A 15,048-nucleotide genomic window follows, 5' to 3' on the forward strand; every position below is an offset into this window, starting at 1 on the left:
GCGTAATTGTTTCTGGAGCACGCCCCTGAGTTCTGATCGCCTTCGCGAGGAACGCTTTTGCTGCAGCCACATCTCGCCTGGCGCTGAGCCGGAAATCAACCGTCTTTCCCGCCCGGTCAACTGCGCGGTAAAGATAAGCCCATTTGCCACGGATCTTCACGTAGGTCTCATCGACGCGCCACGATTGTCCGGCTGCCATGGCCAGGCGATTCCAGCGTTTGACGAACTCCGGCGTGAAATGCTTCACCCAGCGCATGATCGTAGTGTGCGCCAGCGACAGACCGCGCTCGGCCATCATTTCAGTGAGGTCTCGGAAGCTGAGCTTGTAACGCAAGTAGCAACGCACGCAAAGGACGATAATTTCGCGGTCGAAGTGGCGCCCGTTGAACGATCCGTCGATGTCTTTCAACTTACCCATTGGCCCGCGCTCATCAAAAGCTTGAGCGTAACAGACTGATGCATCCGGATTGCACCACAACCGCCTGCGGTACGGGGCGGACTGTCAATGCCGGAAGATTCCGGCTCAGCCAGAATTGAAGCCTTCCGCAAAATTCCGGCTGAGCGTGTTTCCGGCCGTGGAGCGCTATGGCCTCATCTGGACCTGCCTGAGTCCTCAAGGCGCCTGGCCGCAGCTGCCGCCAATGCCCTCATGGGGCGATCCGCTCTATCAGTCGATCTTGCCGCCTTTCGTCGATATCGCGGGATCGGCCGGTCGCCAGGTTGAAGGATTTGTCGACGTCGCACACTTCGCGTTCGTCCATCACGAAGCATTTGCCGATCGCAACGGCCCTGAGGTTCCTGCGTATCAAACGGAATTCACCGACTTCGGATTGCGCACGGAATACTGGAGCAATGTCAGCAATTATCCCAAGGCACTGCAGCACCTTGCTCCCGACGACTTTTCGTGGCTGCGCGTCTACGAGATTTACCCGCCGTTTTGCGCCGGGTTGACTGTGCATTTCCCTAACGAAGGGCGGCTGAACATCCTGAACGCAGCAAGCCCTGTTTCAGCACGCAAAACCAGGCTGTTCGTTCCCATTACGCGAAACTTCGATACCAGCGGACCGCTCGACGACGTTTATGCCTTTAACGCGCAGATCTTCGCGGAAGACCAGGCGATTGTCGAACGGCAGAGGCCGGAAGATCTGCCGCTCGACATGCAGATCGAGGCCCATTTCGCGGTGGACCGGACTTCGGCTGGCTACCGCCGCTTGCTCAGAGAGATGGGCTTGACCATGGCGTACGCTGGTTGAGGGGAACTCGAGCGGGACTGGCAGCGGTTCTGTCAGGAATGCAAATGGATTGTCCGCTCGCCATCGACTGAACCCTTCAGAGAATATGCGATGAACGAGGTGACTTGAAGCGTTGGCGCTTAGGGTTTCCGGCGGGATCGAGTAATTTCCATGACCTGAGCGGCGCGTCAAGTCAGTGACAGTACAAGTCGTTTTCGGCGACGAACATGTCGAACGCGAGCTGCTTTGCCACGCTCTCGCGCGCTGTCGTCAACCATCGGCTCTGGCGCCAATCGCGGATGGTTGTATCGACGAACCGCATGCTTGCCGCATCCCCGCCCGGCGTCGCAATGAACGAAGGCGTTGGAGCAATGTTGCCGGGGAGCACACTGTAATAGCTCCAGTCAGCCAGTTTCAACAGCGACTTTATGACGAGCTCATCGTCCACCAAGGCGGTGCATTCGCCGGCCTGGAACGCCAGCAGCGCGTCGAGTGGCCGGCCGTAGGTAATAAGACGCGCGCTATGGAGTCGCGCGGCGTGGGGTCCGTAAGCATTCCCAATCGGAGTGCAGATCGAGCCTCCGCGTAAGGCCGCCCAGTCGTGCACATTTCCGCGACGCAGGACAAGCGCTTGTCCCCGGCCGCTCGCATAGGAGGCGGGCGAGAAAGATAGCGTCGAACCCGGCTGGAACGGTAAGCCGTCGATTGCAGCATCGGCCTTGCCAGTTGCGACCGCGGCTGCCGCGGCATCGGGCTCGCTAAGCAACAGGTCGACGGGAAGTCCCAGACGCCGTCCGAGATCCGCGGCCAATGCAGCCGAGAAAGGATCAGGCGAGCGCAGTGTGCGGTCTACGTGCCCGACCGTCAACACAGGCGCGGGCCGGGGCGGCACTGCGACAATCAGCCGGCCGCGAAGACTGGCGGCCGCGAACGGTTTTTCAAGCGTGACGAACCGGCTCAACATCGCGCTAATACACGCAAGCACTAGCAGAAAAACGGCCGTACGGTTGCGCGTCCTTAACCAGTAGCGCAGACCGACTGTGCCGGCGCCGACTCCATCGCTAGCCATTCTGTGCAATGCCGACGCGCCAGCGCAGCAGCTTGCGCTCAAGCAACGAGAGTCCGTAGTTGATCAGCAAACCAAAGAGCGCAAGCAGTACGATACCTGCGTACATGTCGGGGATCTGGAATGTTTCCTGTGAGTTTAGCGTGTAGAAACCTAGCCCTGAGCGTGCGCCGATCATCTCGGCTGCAACCAATGCGGTGATACTGTATGCGCCGGCAAGCCTGATACCGGTCAGTATTTGCGGCAAGGCTGCCGGCAAGATGACCTTGGTAAATATGAATCCTTGCGTTGCGCCCATCGACCGGGCGCAATCGATAAAGATTCGCTCCACCTGCTTGACGCCGGAAATGGTATTGAGCAGCACAGGCCAGAATGCGGCCCACACGATGATCGCTATCTTCGACGATTCCCCAATGCCCAAGAAGAGCATGAAGACAGGGAACAGCGCGAATGCGGAGACCTGTCGCAATAATTGATAAAGCGGATCAGCGATTCGTTCAGCGCGACGGAACCAGCCCAGTAAAAAGCCGCCTATGATCCCGGCCCCCACGGCGAGCAACAAACCCGTGATAGAGCGAAAAGCACTACTGCCAAGATGCTTCCACACCTCGCCGCTATCGAAGAGATGGCCGATCGCGACTACGACAGCGGAAGGTGGGCTGAGATAAGCCGAGCTGACAATGCCAACGCGTGGCAGCAATTCCCACAACAGCAGGAATGCAACCAACGCAACGCTGCGTTCGAAGATGCGCACGGCGTGAGCGCGCACTCGTGAAAACGCTGCAGCCAGCGCAGGTTCTTTCGATTGCGAGGCAGTGGCGGCGTCGGAAGCGAATTGCTCGCTGGCGAGAAGGGGAGTCGTCGCGGAAGATCGATTACGCATTGATGGTCCTCGTAGGTTCGCCTTCAGGCGTGCTGCGCGTCTCGGCGACCTCGGTCTTTAGCAACTCCCACGCGCGCTGCCGCAATCCCAGGAACTGCGCTGAATTGCGCACGGAGTCATCGCGTGGCCGCGGCAAGGAAATGTCGATGATCGCCTTCACCCGGCCGGGACCGCGCGTCATGATCGCTACACGGTCGGAGAGGAAGATCGCTTCATCAATGCTGTGGGTGATGAAAACCACGGTCTTTGCGCTTTTTTCCCAAATGGTAAGCAGTTCGCTTTGGAGAGACTCGCGCGTCTGGGCATCGAGCGCGCCGAAGGGCTCGTCCATCAACAGGACTTCGGGTCCGTAAGCGAGCGCTCGTGCAATGGCCGCGCGCTGGCGCATGCCGCCGGAAAGCTGGTGCGGATAGTGATCGCCGTACGCTTGCAATCCGACCAGCAAAAGAAAGTGCGCGGCTTGCTCACGGCGTTGGGCGCGTTTCACATCGCGGATTTCGAGGCCGATTTCTACGTTCTCAATTACCGTGCGCCAGGGGAACAACGCATATCCCTGGAATACGACACCAAGCTTTCGGCTGACGCCGCTCAGAATCTGTCCGTCGATACGAACATCGCCTTTCGTCTGCGGCACGAGCCCGGCGAGTATGTTTAGGAGGCTCGACTTGCCGCAGCCGCTTGGTCCCAGTACCGAGAGAAATTCTCCTTCGCGCACCGACAGGTTGAAATCCTGGAGCACGGCATTCCTGCGCGTCTGCCCCGGCGTTCCCTGGTCGACGTAGGTCAGGCCAAGATGCTCGGCGACGATCTTGCCGGGGTGCAGTGACACCCCGCTCACGACGCAGCTTCCGCGGGCGCCGGCGATCCCGCATTGTGACCCGGCATGGCCGATGCGGACTTGCTCGAGCCCGTAGGCGCAATCGCGCGCGCGGGCGGTTGCGCGTAGGGATTGTATTCGTTGGTGTACACGTCTTCGACCTTGACCTTGCCCTTCGGGATCTTGCCCGCTTGTTCGAGGATGTCGATGTAATACTGGATCGGCGGGGTGGTGACGACGAGGTCCTTGACGTAGGCATAGCGTTCGACCACCTCGACATCGATTCCGAGCCGCTCGGCCGTCAGTTTGCGTGCTTCGTCCGGATGCGCGTTGACCCAGTTCCCCGCCTTGGCGATGGTGGCCACGAAGTCGCGCACCGCCTGCGGATGGGCACGTGCAAACGCACCGTTCACGCTGTACGGCGCCATCCCGCCGAGGCCGTGATCCTCGTCCCAGTCGCTCCACAGCTTGTGAAGCTGCGGGTCATGTTCGGCGGCTCCGGAAAACGGCGGATGAATGATCGCGATGTCGACGTTCTTGGTGACCAGCGCCTGTTGGGACTGGTTGTCGGGCACGACCAGCCAGTTCACCTTCGACACATCCACGCCATGCTCCGACAGGTATTTCTTCGTGACGAACTCGGCGCACGCGCCGAAGCTGTTGAACGCGACAGTCTTGCCTTCGAAGTCCTTGGGCTGCGTAATGCCGGAGTCCTTGCGCGAGAAGTACTTCATGTGCGGTGCGTCGGGCAATGTCTCGCCGCCGGCGGAAACGACCTTGATGTCGGCACCGCTAGCGATTGCGGAGATGACGAGCGGCACCATGCGTGAGCCGAAGTCGATTTCACCCGTGCCGACCAACGGAATGATCTGCGGAGCCGAAACCTTCCCGACATACTTTGGACGCGTACTCGTACCGTCGAAGTAGCCGAGCTTGTCTGCCAGATAAACGAGGTCGAACGCCGGATTGTCGGGATACTTGAAATACGTCACGTTCTTGGCTTCAGCACCGCTTGCGGACGCGACACTCGTGGCGCCATCGCGGGAATTGCAGCCGCTCTGGAGGAGCAGCAGCGATGCTGCAATCGATGTGACAGCAACGGAGATTGCGCGGTCGCGCAGGCGGGACCGGGTCGGGATAGTGAGCATCGGGATACCTGGCAAAAAGAAGCGTCGAAATCGGCAGACACGAACGCGGCCGGGGCATAAGAGCGCGCATGTTCGCAACCTGAAGCAACGACGATTTTCGCTTTTGCCGGTCCCGTGCCTAACCAATTAAAAATGCTTTCGATAGCAGGAAAAATGCACGGCGCCGTAATGTGCCGACTCCTCCAGGAATTGGTCGAAACTGCTTACGTGCCGGAAGCATTGGTGTAGCCGGTCAGTTCAATTTGCTTGTAGACGTGATGGGACATTGGCTGGTTTCCTTGAATAATTCAGGCTGCGAATCGACCTTCCTTGGCGATTTCGCCAAGGGGCTTGCGCGGACTGGGCGTTTCTCGCGCCTGTAGCGCTTCAGACAGTGAAGCCTTGTCGCCGAGACGGCCAATCGCGATCCCCGCCTCGATCGAGTAGGTATCCGGGATTTTCAACTCTGTCCTGATTCTGTCTCGCTCGATTCCGGCCAGCCCGTGCGCATGCCATCCAGCCAGACTTGCCTGCAGCGCAAGATAGCCCCACGCGGCGCCACTATCGAACGAATGACTGATTGACGGCACTTCGTCTGTTGCGCCCGGCGGGAGAAACGTACTCTTTGAAAGGACGATTACCAACGCTGCTGCCTGACTTGCCCAGCTGCGATTGAAGTCGTTCAGGAAACCCAGAAATTGCGTCCAGCGCTCGCTGTCGCGCGTGGCGTAGACGAACCGCCACGGTTGTGAGTTATACGACGAAGGCGCCCAGCGGGCGGCCTCGAGAAACGTCAGCAGCGTTGCATTGTCGATAGGTTCCTGGCTAAAGGCGCGCGGCGACCAGCGATTGACGAATTGAGGATCGATAGGGTGATCTGCGCTGCGAGGGTTCGGCGTTGTCATGATGGGTAGTCGCTCAGGGTAGTCGCTCACAAGAGAGCCGCGAAGGAAACGCCACGACGAAGTGGTTGAGTGGCTCGGTTCGAATCAAGCAGTTACGTGAGCGAGTATAAGAACAGGGCACGATTTGATCTAACAAGAAATCGGCCGAACCTTATCGCGATAGCGCGGCAACGCGATTTTCGTGCTCGGATATAAGGCGGAGAAGATGCGGAGAGGCGGAAACTTGCACCAGGAGTGGCCGCATCGGAAACGGATTTTCATTCCGGTTTTCCTTCTATCGATATGCGAACAAACTGGAAGGGCGGGATTGACCGGTGCGATGTGGTCGACACATGCTTGCAGGTTGTGATTCTTATCTTTCTCAATCCACGTTAGGTCGACTGATGCCTTCGTCAACTCCCCGCTTCGGCATTTGGGCGCTGGTGCACGGTAGCCGTGCCGCGCTGCAGGATCCCGACGAACCCTACGATGCGTCATGGTCTCGCAACCGCGACCTCATACTGGAAGCCGAGCAACTCGGTTTCGACTCGACGCTGGTCGCGCAGCATGCGATCAATCCTCATGACGAAACGCTTGATCAACTGGAGGCCTGGACTGCCTCGGCAGCGTTGGCTGCTTTAACTACGCGCATCGAGATCATCACGGCGATCAAGCCCTATCTCTATCATCCCGTCACCCTGGCCAAAATGGCCATGCAGATTGAAGAGATCAGCGGTGGGCGATTCGCGATCAATCTCGTCAACGCATGGAATCGTCCTGAGCTGGCCAAGGCCGGTATCGGTTTTGCTGAGCATGACGAACGATACGCATACGGCCGTGAATGGATCACGGTTGTGAATGACCTGATGCTTGGAAAGTTCACCAATTTCAAGGGGCGGTTCTTCGACATAGAAGACTATGTCTTGCGCCCGGCCGACCGCTTTCGGGACAGACCGCGCATCTATGTAGGCGGCGAGTCGGAGCCGGCGAGGGCGCTCGTGGCTGAACGCGGCGATTTCTGGTTTATCAACGGCCAACCGTTGCCCGATGTGTGTCGATTGATCGAAGACGTGGGAGGGCGCGCCCGTACCGGTCCGCCATTGCGCTTCGGACTTTCCGCCTTCGTGATTGCGCGGCCAACGGACGGGCAGGCGCAGGAGCATCTCGATCACCTGTTCGCGCTTGCTGCGAAGGATGCTCCCTTGCGCGCATCGCAGAAGGGAAACACCGATCCAAAGGCGGTCATGCACCAGACGTTCGCCAAGTCAGCGCGGGTGGGGTCGAACGGTGGGACTGCAGCGGGGCTGGTTGGCAGCTACGAAACGGTAGCGCGGCGTATTGTCGAGTTTCACCGGGCGGGAATCGAATTGTTCATGCTGCAGTTCCAGCCGTTTGAAGCGGATATGAAGCGATTCTCGCAAGAGGTGATACCGCGTGTTCGTGAACTGACATCGATTGCAGACAGGTAACTTCCATTTTGATAGTAGGCCTGTGTCATTGGCACCGTTCTAATTGAGGGCAAGCGTCCATATAGGCGACAGCCGTCTGCGGTAGTCGTACCGCCTCGGTGTTCTGCAGTAGAGCTTTGGGCAGTTTGCGGGCGAATGGCTTGCACGTTGCGTTGACCATAAACGTCGGGCGGTTCGAATCAGGAAGCCGTTCGACGGATCAGTGCGATAACACGCTGGTCCCATGCTGAAACACAGCGCTATCGGATTTGGCTAGTGCACGATGTCCGATGTGCAGATGAACCTACATTAAATGAATCCGGGAATCGATAGGTTCATAAGTCGCTTGGAGCGGGTTTGACGCGCAACTACCATGCTTAGGATCCCGCCTTGGTTATGGGATAGTCAATGAAGCTCACGCAGGTTACCCTTCTTGGTCGCATGCAGATTGGCCGAGACTATAGCCCAACGTATCTGGCGCAATATTTTGACGTAACAACCGCAATCTTGCGCGACAGTCTCTGCGCACTCGCCCAAGAAGGGTTCGTAAAAATGATTAATAAAGCGGGTGGAAAAATAGCATTTCGTCGGGTAAGAAATGAACCGCCGGTACAAGGTGATAGTCCCACTGAACAAATCAGGAGTGTCGCAACTTTTCCAGTTACGCGTCGCTTGACGGGTATTCTCAGCGACTACGGTGCCTCATTGCCCTCGGACAATCACCGACGCGGTGAACTCAAGGTTCCAACTGCGAGCACGATGAAGATCAGAATTCCGATGGCGACCTGCTGCCAATAAAAGTTCCACCCGATCAGAAGCAGCCCGTTTGCCGCGAAGCCTAACAACAGCACGCCCACCAGCGTTCCTGGCACGTTCGGACGGTGCGACGAAGAAAGCGTGGCGCCGATAAACGTGGCACCGATCGCATTGAGCAGGTAACCGTTGCCTGCGAGCGGCACATACACCTTCACGTTCGACGACAGGATCAACCCGACAAACCCGGAGCTCACCGCGCTTAACGCGAAGGCGAGGTACAGCAACGCGCGCACCGGCAGACCGGAGTAGCGCGCGACGCCAGCCTGGACACCGAGCACAGTGATGCCGCGCCCGTGCCGTGAGCGCGCGAGCAACAGGTGCAGGATGGATGCAAGGGCCGCGACAAGATACAGGGGCAGTGCGACACCGAAGAGACGGCCGTGGCCGAGCATAGAGAAAGCCTGCGGCAAGACCTGGTTCAGCAGGTAGATGGGCTGTCCGCCATCGGTTGCGAGTTGCTGGATGCTCTGGCCTATGAACAGTGTGCCAAGCGTGGCGAGAAAGGGCTCCACGCCGAACGATGCAATCAGTAGGCCGTTGAACAACCCGACCGCGAGGGCCACGCCAAGTGCCGCGACGACCGCAATCGGCAGGCCGACGCCTCGCGCCACGAGCATCACGAATACGAGGCTTGCGAGATCGACGGCCGTGCCGACCGAGAGATCCACCGCGCCGAGCGACGCCACCACCGTCATGGCAAGCGCCACGATCGCAAGCGGAGCGACAGTGTTGAGCAGTACGCTGTCGATGTTCGAGAGCGTGGCGAACGCCGGAGCGAACACGGCGAAGAATGCGATTGCCGCGGCGAAGGCGAAAACCAACGCATAGCGCGTCCAGCCGTTGATTGGGACGTTACGCGCGAAGGGGCGAAGGATGAGCTCACGCATGACTGCTCTTCTCCAGGTTGCGTCGGCGCAGCAGCGCCGTGAGCGAAACGACGAACAGGATCAATGCGCCTTCGACGCCGCTGATCCAGTAGCTCGAGACGTTGTCCAGCTGGAAGCCGTTCGCGACAAGGCCGAGGAATACGACGCTCAGCCAGGTGCCCGCTACGGTCGGCACGAGTCGTCGCGAGAACACGACACCAAGAAGCGCGGCGGCGATTACCGCGAGAAGATTCTCTCCGGCGCCGGGTGCGCTGCCGCTCAGGAGTGCGGTGGAGGCGAGGGCGGCGATGCCGGCCGAAAGCCCGCACAATACGTAGCTCGCCGCGACGTAGCCTTCAGCCCTCAATCCAGCCGCGCGGACCGCTGCCGGATGACTGCCCGACGCGTGAAGCCTCAGGCCGAATCGCGTAAAGTGCCCGAGCCAGACGAACATCAGGCCAACACCGGCAAACGCATAAGAGAGCCACGGAATGGCGAACGGGCCGTTGTCGAGAAGGGCCGCGAGCGTCGGTCCAGTCGCGGAAACGGTCGAGTTTCGCGTAACGACCAACTCCAGCCCCGCCACGATGTTCATCGTGGTGAGCGTAGCGAGAAGGGGAAGCATGCGCAGTACGACAATCGCGAACGCATTGAACACGCCGACCGTTGTGCCGGCTGACAGTGTGAGCGCGATCGCCGTCGGCGAACCAAGACCGTTGGCTAGCGCAGTTGCATAAACGGCTGCACAGAAGCCGAGGTTCGCCGCAATCGAGAGATCGATGCCACCGGCAATGCCGTTCGCGCCACCACCGATCAAGACGAGCGTCAGGCCGAACGCGAGCGTACCGATCACCGCTGACTGCTGCATCACATTGGCGAGATTGCCTACTGTGAAGAAGAGTGGCGAGCTTGCCGAAAACACTGCCAGCACTACGAAAATCGCCAAGAGCGCGCCGCTTTGCAGCCACCATTGCGGCACTTTGAAGGATCTTGTGAGAGCGAGCACGTTGCCGCTCGATTGTTTAGTTTGAACTTGACTCATGCTTGCACCGTTTCACGATCGAGGGTCGAACTCGCGCCTGCCGCGCTCGCCCAGCCCAGGATTTCCTGGTGGGTTGTCTCTTTCGAAACCAGTTCCTGTACGAGCGTCCCGCGCGCGAGGATGAGAATCCGGTCGGTGATTCCCTGCAATTCAATAAGGTCGGTAGAAAACAACAGCACCGCCGCGCCCTGTGCGGCGAGTTCGTCAATGACCCGGTAGATCTCTGCTTTCGCGCGAATATCGACACCCACGGTTGGTTCGTCGAGCAAGTACAGGTTCGCGCGCGTGCTAAGCCATTTCGCCAGGACGACCTTCTGCTGGTTACCGCCTGAGAGCTGACGCGCAGGCGCTTCGGTGCCCGGCGCGCGAACCTGCAGGTCGTCCATGCGTTGCTGCACGAGTTCCTTCTCGCGACGACGATCGATCATGAAATGCCGCACGAGACGCTTGAGGCTCGCGAGCGAGATGTTCTCGCGCACAGGCAGGTCGAGTGCGATGCCATGCGCTCGCCTGTCCTCAGGCACGAAAGCGATGCCGCGGCGCACGGCATTGCGCGGATCGTCCGGCACGTACGCACTGCCATCCAGTTCGATATGCCCGCGTACGCCGGGTTCGAGTCCGAACAGGCTGCGCACGACCGCTTTGCCACCGGAACCCAGCAGCCCCGTCACGCCGACGATCTCGCCGCGGCGTACGTCGAAGCTGACGTCTTCGAAGCGAGCCTGGGCACTCAGCCCGCAGACGCGCAACAGCGGCGCGCCGGCTCTCCGTGTCGATACGGGGACAAGTGCCGCGGTACTGCCGCCGATCATCGCGGCGACGAGCTGTTGCGGCGTTGAATCGGCCACCAGGACCCTGGCCACGTCCCGGCCGTCGCGAAGAACGGTCACGACGTCGCAGAGCTCCTGGATCTCGTCGAGATAGTGGGAAACATAGAGGATCGCAAGACCACGCTCGCGTAGCTTGCGAATCGCGGTGAACAATTGCTCGGCTTCATGCCGCGCGAGTGCTGCGGTGGGTTCGTCGAAGACCAGCACGCGAGGAGCACTGAGCAGTGCACGCGTGATCTGCACGAGCTGCTGCTCGGCAACGCTCAACTCGGCTATGAGCTGGGTCGGCTCGATATCGACACCGAAATGCTCCTGCACTGCGGTACGCGTGAAGCGACGCATGCTGGCTGCGTCGAGAACCGGCAGCGGGCCGAAGGTAGGCTCGTTGCCGAGCAATAACGCTTCGGCCACAGTCAGGGTCGGTGCGAGCAAGCGGTCCTGGTGCACGATCTCGATTCCAAGCCGGCGCGCGTCGGAAGGGCTGTTGATCGAAACGGCTATGCCATCGAGAACCACCTCACCTTCGTCTGAACGGTGTATGCCGCCGAAGACCTTGATGAGGGTCGATTTCCCCGCACCGTTCTGGCCGATCAGGCCGTGCACTTGTCCAGGCGCCAAGTCGAGCGAGACGTGGCGCAATGCAGGTATCCCGTCGAACTGCTTGGAGATGGACCGCAGCTCGAGCAACCCATGCTTACTTTGCATTGGCCTGGCCCAGCGTTTTTGCGGCGTCGTCGGCGTTCTCCTTGGTCACGAGAATCGCCGGCACATAGGTGGCGGGCGGCAGCGAGCGGTCGCCGGCTAGATAACGCGCGACGTTGTCGACCGCTGTCTTACCGATCAGGTATGGTTGCTGCGCGACGACCGCGGCCGCGCTGGACTGCGGATTCTTCACCAGGGCGACGACGTCAGGGCTGCCATCGACCGCGTACGTCTTGACTTCCGTGCGATGTGCCGCGTCCACCGCCTGCGTGGCGCCGATCTGCGGAACATCCCAGGCGGCCCAGATAGCCTGGACCGTGCCCTTCGGATACTTGTTCAGCAACTGGCTGATCTGCGCGTACGAGTCCTGCACCGTGTTCGGCAGCACGTCGCGCAACTCGGGCTGGATGATCTTGATCTTCGGATACCACTTGAGCACCGTGCGCAACTGGTCATAGCGCATTGCGACAACCGGCACGCCGTAGAAGCCGTTGAAAACAAGGATGTTGCCTTCCCCGTGCAAGTCGTTCACGAGCTTGAGCGCCAGTTGCTCGCCGATGTAGAAATTGTCGGACGTGGTGACGTTGATGCTCGAGGGGCTGGCGGTATCGACGGTAAAGAGCGGGATGCCCGCCGCACGGATTTTTTGAAGCCACGGTTCAAGCACCGAGGCTGTGCCGAGTTGCTCGATGATCGCATCAGGCTTTTGCGCAATCAGCGTCTGGATTTGGGCGATCTGTTGCGCGTCCTTGCGCCCGCCGTCGAGCGCGATCGGCGTGCCGCCCAGGCGCTTCACCTCATCTATCTGCCCTTGATATGCCTTCAGGTCCCAGTAGTGTTCCGTGCCGGCCACCGTAATGCCGATACGTTTTCCTTTCAACGACAGGATCTCGTCCGGGGCCGGCGCAGCCAGCGCCACGCTTGCAAGCAGTCCGGCGAGTAGTCCGACAAGCGCGCCGGCGAAGCCTCGGGCGATCGAGTTTCGCATTACTGCGGGATTGGCCTCTATGTATCTGAAAATATTGTTCTGCATATCGAATTAGTCGGGGCTGGAGAGTGGACGGACTTAAACGCTAGCACGAAGACAGCGCTCGTCTAAGGCGTATTCAGGCTAAGGATTTGAGAGAGAGCATGGAAAGCAAATTCGCGCCCGACGGGGGAAGATCGCAGCGGATGCTGTCATCCAGTCGAGGCAGTTGCAAGGGAGAAGGGGTTCAGCCGTCCCTGTGTTGATTATTCCGTCTGGCGCTTAGCACAAGCGCCCGCGCGCCGCGCTGCTGCACTCCATGTTCGCTACGCGCCTCTTGCTGGGCCGCGCGCAAGGTGCTGAACCGCGGGCGAAGGCGCCTCCCGCGGCTGTCGTTCCGTCGCCGGATCGAGGCAAAACAGCGGCCTTTATTCGGCACTCGCGTCCTTTCAATAATTACTTGAGAGTCGCACGCGCTTTGCAAGATCGATGTTCACCAAACGATCGTCGATGTGGCGAAGCCTTCTTTAGAAATACGTTTTTATTGGTTCTGCTTCTGCGCGGGCTCTTTCATAGTGTCAATTGATGGCTATAGACGGTTGCATTTCTCTGGCAACTATCTGGCCTCGGAGAGTTTTCAAGTGACTGTACAAGGAGACGTCATGGCAGTTGAACTGGAAGAACGCGTAGTTCACGAATCTCATGCGGTATTGGAAGCGGCGCGCGCCGCAGCGGCAGCGAACCAGCTGCCTTACGCGGGAGGCGTTTCACCTCGCGACGCGTTTGCGCTGCTCGAGTCAGGCTCAGCGGTGCTTGTAGATGTAAGAACGACCGAAGAGCGCAAGTTCGTGGGTTACGTGCCCGGCAGCGTCCACGTGGCCTGGGCAACAGGTACTTCGCTCACGCGCAACCCGCGCTTTGTTCGCGAGCTCGAAGCAAAGACCGGCAAGGACGCCGTCGTGTTGCTGCTCTGCCGCAGCGGCAATCGCTCCGCGCTTGCAGCGGAAGCCGCAACAAAAGCTGGTTTTACTCAGGTGTTCAACGTGCTGGAAGGTTTCGAAGGGCGACTGGATTCGCAACAGCGGCGGGGCGTTCAGGACGGCTGGCGCTTTCAGGGTTTGCCGTGGATTCAGGATTGATCACACTCTAATGGCTTGATGCCGAAGGATCTCCGACTGTGGCCGCATTTGACATCGACGACATCGTCCAGTCGCTCCAGACGGTGCGCCAGCAATGGCGCGAAGTGCAGAAGCGTTCGCTTGAATCGGGCGGGCGCGAACTACCGGCGCGAGAGGCGCTGGCCAATATTGTAGAGACCTTGAAGGGCGTGCTCTTTCCCATGCGGCTTGGACCGCACGACCTGCGTCAGGAAAGCGAGAACTTCTACGTGGGTCATGCACTGGATTCAGCCTTGCATGGTCTTTTTGCCCAGGCGCAACTTGAATTGCAATACCGCGACCGTCATTTGGCGCGTGACGACGAAAACATCGCCGCGCGTGCTGGCGTCGCAGTTCGGGCGTTCGCCGCAAGGCTTCCGGAGATCCGCACGCTCCTCGATAGCGACGTGCTCGCGGCCTATCACGGCGATCCGGCAGCCGGCAGTGTGGATGAGGTGCTGCTCTGCTACCCCGGCGTTCTCGCCATGATTCATCACCGGCTGGCGCACGAGCTGTACAAGCTCGATCTTCGCCTGCTGGCGCGCATTGTGGCTGAACTGGCGCATGGCGCGACTGGTATCGACATTCATCCGGGCGCGCAGATAGGCAAAGGATTTTTTATCGATCACGGGACGGGCGTGGTGATTGGCGAGACCACGATCATTGGCGATCACGTGCGCGTATATCAGGCTGTCACGCTCGGCGCGAAACGGTTCCCCAGCAATGCAGAAGGCCATCTGGAGAAAGGACTGGCGCGGCATCCGATCGTAGAAGATGAAGTGGTGATCTATGCAGGCGCTACGATTCTCGGCCGTGTCACGCTCGGCCGGGGCGCAGTGATCGGTGGGAACGTGTGGCTGACCCACGACGTTGCGCCGGGCGCGAATGTCACGCAGGCCATCTCGCGCAATGAAGGTGTGCAACTGCGCGTTGCGGCGACCGTGTCATGACCGAAGTCGTCCGCAACTTCGGCGCAGCCGTCAGGCTTTTACGTGAGGCGCAGGCCTGGTCACAGGAACAGCTTGCCGAACACGCCGGCCTGAACCGCTCTTATATTGGCGAGATCGAACGCGGCAGAGTGACGGCCTCCATTATCACGGTACACAAACTTGCCCGTGCGCTCGACGTTCCCATGGCGGAGTTGCTGCAACCCGAGCGAGTGACCGGGCCAGGGTGATCATTTTTCCCGAATTGCCGTCTATAGCATGTTG

At 59.7% G+C, this 15,048-nt stretch carries 15 protein-coding genes; 5 read left to right on the forward strand and 10 right to left on the reverse strand.

All coding sequences use genetic code 11. The features are described 5' to 3' along the window. Positions 1 to 418: IS6 family transposase (locus M0D69_RS32025; protein ID WP_301785896.1), on the reverse strand; the 418-nt coding region annotated here is incomplete at its 3' end. Positions 419 to 533: 115 nt separating this feature from the next. Here M0D69_RS32025 and M0D69_RS32030 point away from each other — a divergent pair. After that, positions 534 to 1,253 carry a hypothetical protein gene (locus M0D69_RS32030; RefSeq protein ID WP_301785856.1) on the forward strand — a complete coding sequence of 240 codons (720 nt, stop codon included), beginning with the start codon at positions 534 to 536 and terminating at the stop codon, positions 1,251 to 1,253. 172 nt (positions 1,254 to 1,425) lie between these two features. Here the strand turns inward: M0D69_RS32030 and M0D69_RS32035 are convergent, their stop codons facing one another. The 5 genes from M0D69_RS32035 to M0D69_RS32055 all read right to left on the reverse strand — a co-directional run bounded on the left by M0D69_RS32035 (position 1,426) and on the right by M0D69_RS32055 (position 6,030). After that, positions 1,426 to 2,301: an ABC transporter substrate-binding protein gene (locus M0D69_RS32035; protein ID WP_301785857.1), complete on the reverse strand. Its 876-nt coding sequence runs from the start codon at positions 2,299 to 2,301 to the stop codon at positions 1,426 to 1,428. Continuing rightward, positions 2,294 to 3,181 (reverse strand): ABC transporter permease, encoded by an 888-nt coding sequence (locus M0D69_RS32040; RefSeq protein ID WP_301785858.1) that lies wholly within the window; start codon positions 3,179 to 3,181, stop codon positions 2,294 to 2,296. The genes M0D69_RS32035 and M0D69_RS32040 overlap by 8 nt, the downstream gene beginning before the upstream one ends. Further along, on the reverse strand, positions 3,174 to 3,968 hold the full coding sequence (locus tag M0D69_RS32045) for an ABC transporter ATP-binding protein (RefSeq protein WP_301785897.1): 795 nt from the start codon (positions 3,966 to 3,968) through the stop codon (positions 3,174 to 3,176). Before M0D69_RS32045 ends, M0D69_RS32040 begins: the two co-directional genes overlap by 8 nt. 47 nt (positions 3,969 to 4,015) lie before the next feature. After that, a complete protein-coding gene (locus M0D69_RS32050) occupies positions 4,016 to 5,146 on the reverse strand; it encodes an ABC transporter substrate-binding protein (RefSeq protein ID WP_301785859.1) in 1,131 nt (376 codons plus the stop codon). Between the two features lie 287 nt (positions 5,147 to 5,433). Next, on the reverse strand, positions 5,434 to 6,030 hold the full coding sequence (locus M0D69_RS32055) for a nitroreductase family protein (protein ID WP_301785860.1): 597 nt from the start codon (positions 6,028 to 6,030) through the stop codon (positions 5,434 to 5,436). 383 nt (positions 6,031 to 6,413) lie between these two features. Here M0D69_RS32055 and M0D69_RS32060 point away from each other — a divergent pair, with 383 nt between their 5' ends. Continuing rightward, positions 6,414 to 7,478 carry an LLM class flavin-dependent oxidoreductase gene (locus M0D69_RS32060; protein WP_301785861.1) on the forward strand — a complete coding sequence of 355 codons (1,065 nt, stop codon included), beginning with the start codon at positions 6,414 to 6,416 and terminating at the stop codon, positions 7,476 to 7,478. Positions 7,479 to 8,176: 698 nt separating this feature from the next. Here M0D69_RS32060 and M0D69_RS32065 read toward each other — a convergent pair. The 4 genes from M0D69_RS32065 to M0D69_RS32080 are packed head-to-tail and all read right to left on the reverse strand — an operon-like array spanning position 8,177 to position 12,701. Continuing rightward, positions 8,177 to 9,160: an ABC transporter permease gene (locus tag M0D69_RS32065; protein WP_301785862.1), complete on the reverse strand. Its 984-nt coding sequence runs from the start codon at positions 9,158 to 9,160 to the stop codon at positions 8,177 to 8,179. After that, positions 9,153 to 10,181, reverse strand: a complete 1,029-nt coding sequence (locus M0D69_RS32070) for an ABC transporter permease (RefSeq protein ID WP_301785863.1) — start codon at positions 10,179 to 10,181, stop codon at positions 9,153 to 9,155. Before M0D69_RS32070 ends, M0D69_RS32065 begins: the two co-directional genes overlap by 8 nt. Then, on the reverse strand, positions 10,178 to 11,716 hold the full coding sequence (locus M0D69_RS32075; protein WP_301785864.1) for a sugar ABC transporter ATP-binding protein: 1,539 nt from the start codon (positions 11,714 to 11,716) through the stop codon (positions 10,178 to 10,180). The genes M0D69_RS32070 and M0D69_RS32075 overlap by 4 nt, the downstream gene beginning before the upstream one ends. Next, on the reverse strand, positions 11,706 to 12,701 hold the full coding sequence (locus tag M0D69_RS32080; protein ID WP_301785865.1) for a sugar ABC transporter substrate-binding protein: 996 nt from the start codon (positions 12,699 to 12,701) through the stop codon (positions 11,706 to 11,708). Before M0D69_RS32080 ends, M0D69_RS32075 begins: the two co-directional genes overlap by 11 nt. A 641-nt stretch (positions 12,702 to 13,342) precedes the next feature. Here M0D69_RS32080 and M0D69_RS32085 point away from each other — a divergent pair. Genes M0D69_RS32085 through M0D69_RS32095 form a run of 3 tightly spaced genes read left to right on the forward strand, consistent with a single transcriptional unit; the run spans position 13,343 to position 15,014 of the window. Continuing rightward, complete coding sequence (locus M0D69_RS32085) at positions 13,343 to 13,819, forward strand: rhodanese-like domain-containing protein (RefSeq protein WP_301785866.1); 477 nt, start codon at positions 13,343 to 13,345, stop codon at positions 13,817 to 13,819. A gap of 38 nt (positions 13,820 to 13,857) precedes the next feature. Then, the gene (gene epsC, locus M0D69_RS32090) at positions 13,858 to 14,787 is read left to right on the forward strand and encodes a serine O-acetyltransferase EpsC (RefSeq protein ID WP_301785867.1); all 930 of its coding nucleotides are present in this window, start codon (positions 13,858 to 13,860) and stop codon (positions 14,785 to 14,787) included. Further along, positions 14,784 to 15,014: a helix-turn-helix domain-containing protein gene (locus M0D69_RS32095; protein WP_301785868.1), complete on the forward strand. Its 231-nt coding sequence runs from the start codon at positions 14,784 to 14,786 to the stop codon at positions 15,012 to 15,014. The genes epsC and M0D69_RS32095 overlap by 4 nt, the downstream gene beginning before the upstream one ends. The last annotated feature ends 34 nt before the right edge of the window (positions 15,015 to 15,048 follow it).

This window comes from Caballeronia sp. SEWSISQ10-4 2, assembly GCF_030464885.1.
In the GTDB taxonomy this organism is placed as follows: Bacteria; Pseudomonadota; Gammaproteobacteria; order Burkholderiales; family Burkholderiaceae; genus Caballeronia.

Excerpts from the sequence above, each read along its gene's own strand:
- M0D69_RS32035 (WP_301785857.1), bottom strand. The coding sequence starts at position 2,301 with ATGGCTAGCGATGGAGTCGGCGCCGGCACAGTCGGTCTGCGCTACTGG.
- M0D69_RS32040 (WP_301785858.1), bottom strand. The coding sequence starts at position 3,181 with ATGCGTAATCGATCTTCCGCGACGACTCCCCTTCTCGCCAGCGAGCAA.
- M0D69_RS32050 (WP_301785859.1), bottom strand. The coding sequence starts at position 5,146 with ATGCTCACTATCCCGACCCGGTCCCGCCTGCGCGACCGCGCAATCTCC.
- M0D69_RS32055 (WP_301785860.1), bottom strand. The coding sequence starts at position 6,030 with ATGACAACGCCGAACCCTCGCAGCGCAGATCACCCTATCGATCCTCAA.
- M0D69_RS32060 (WP_301785861.1), top strand. The coding sequence starts at position 6,414 with ATGCCTTCGTCAACTCCCCGCTTCGGCATTTGGGCGCTGGTGCACGGT.
- M0D69_RS32065 (WP_301785862.1), bottom strand. The coding sequence starts at position 9,160 with ATGCGTGAGCTCATCCTTCGCCCCTTCGCGCGTAACGTCCCAATCAAC.
- M0D69_RS32070 (WP_301785863.1), bottom strand. The coding sequence starts at position 10,181 with ATGAGTCAAGTTCAAACTAAACAATCGAGCGGCAACGTGCTCGCTCTC.
- M0D69_RS32075 (WP_301785864.1), bottom strand. The coding sequence starts at position 11,716 with ATGCAAAGTAAGCATGGGTTGCTCGAGCTGCGGTCCATCTCCAAGCAG.
- M0D69_RS32080 (WP_301785865.1), bottom strand. The coding sequence starts at position 12,701 with ATGCGAAACTCGATCGCCCGAGGCTTCGCCGGCGCGCTTGTCGGACTA.
- M0D69_RS32085 (WP_301785866.1), top strand. The coding sequence starts at position 13,343 with ATGGCAGTTGAACTGGAAGAACGCGTAGTTCACGAATCTCATGCGGTA.
- M0D69_RS32095 (WP_301785868.1), top strand. The coding sequence starts at position 14,784 with ATGACCGAAGTCGTCCGCAACTTCGGCGCAGCCGTCAGGCTTTTACGT.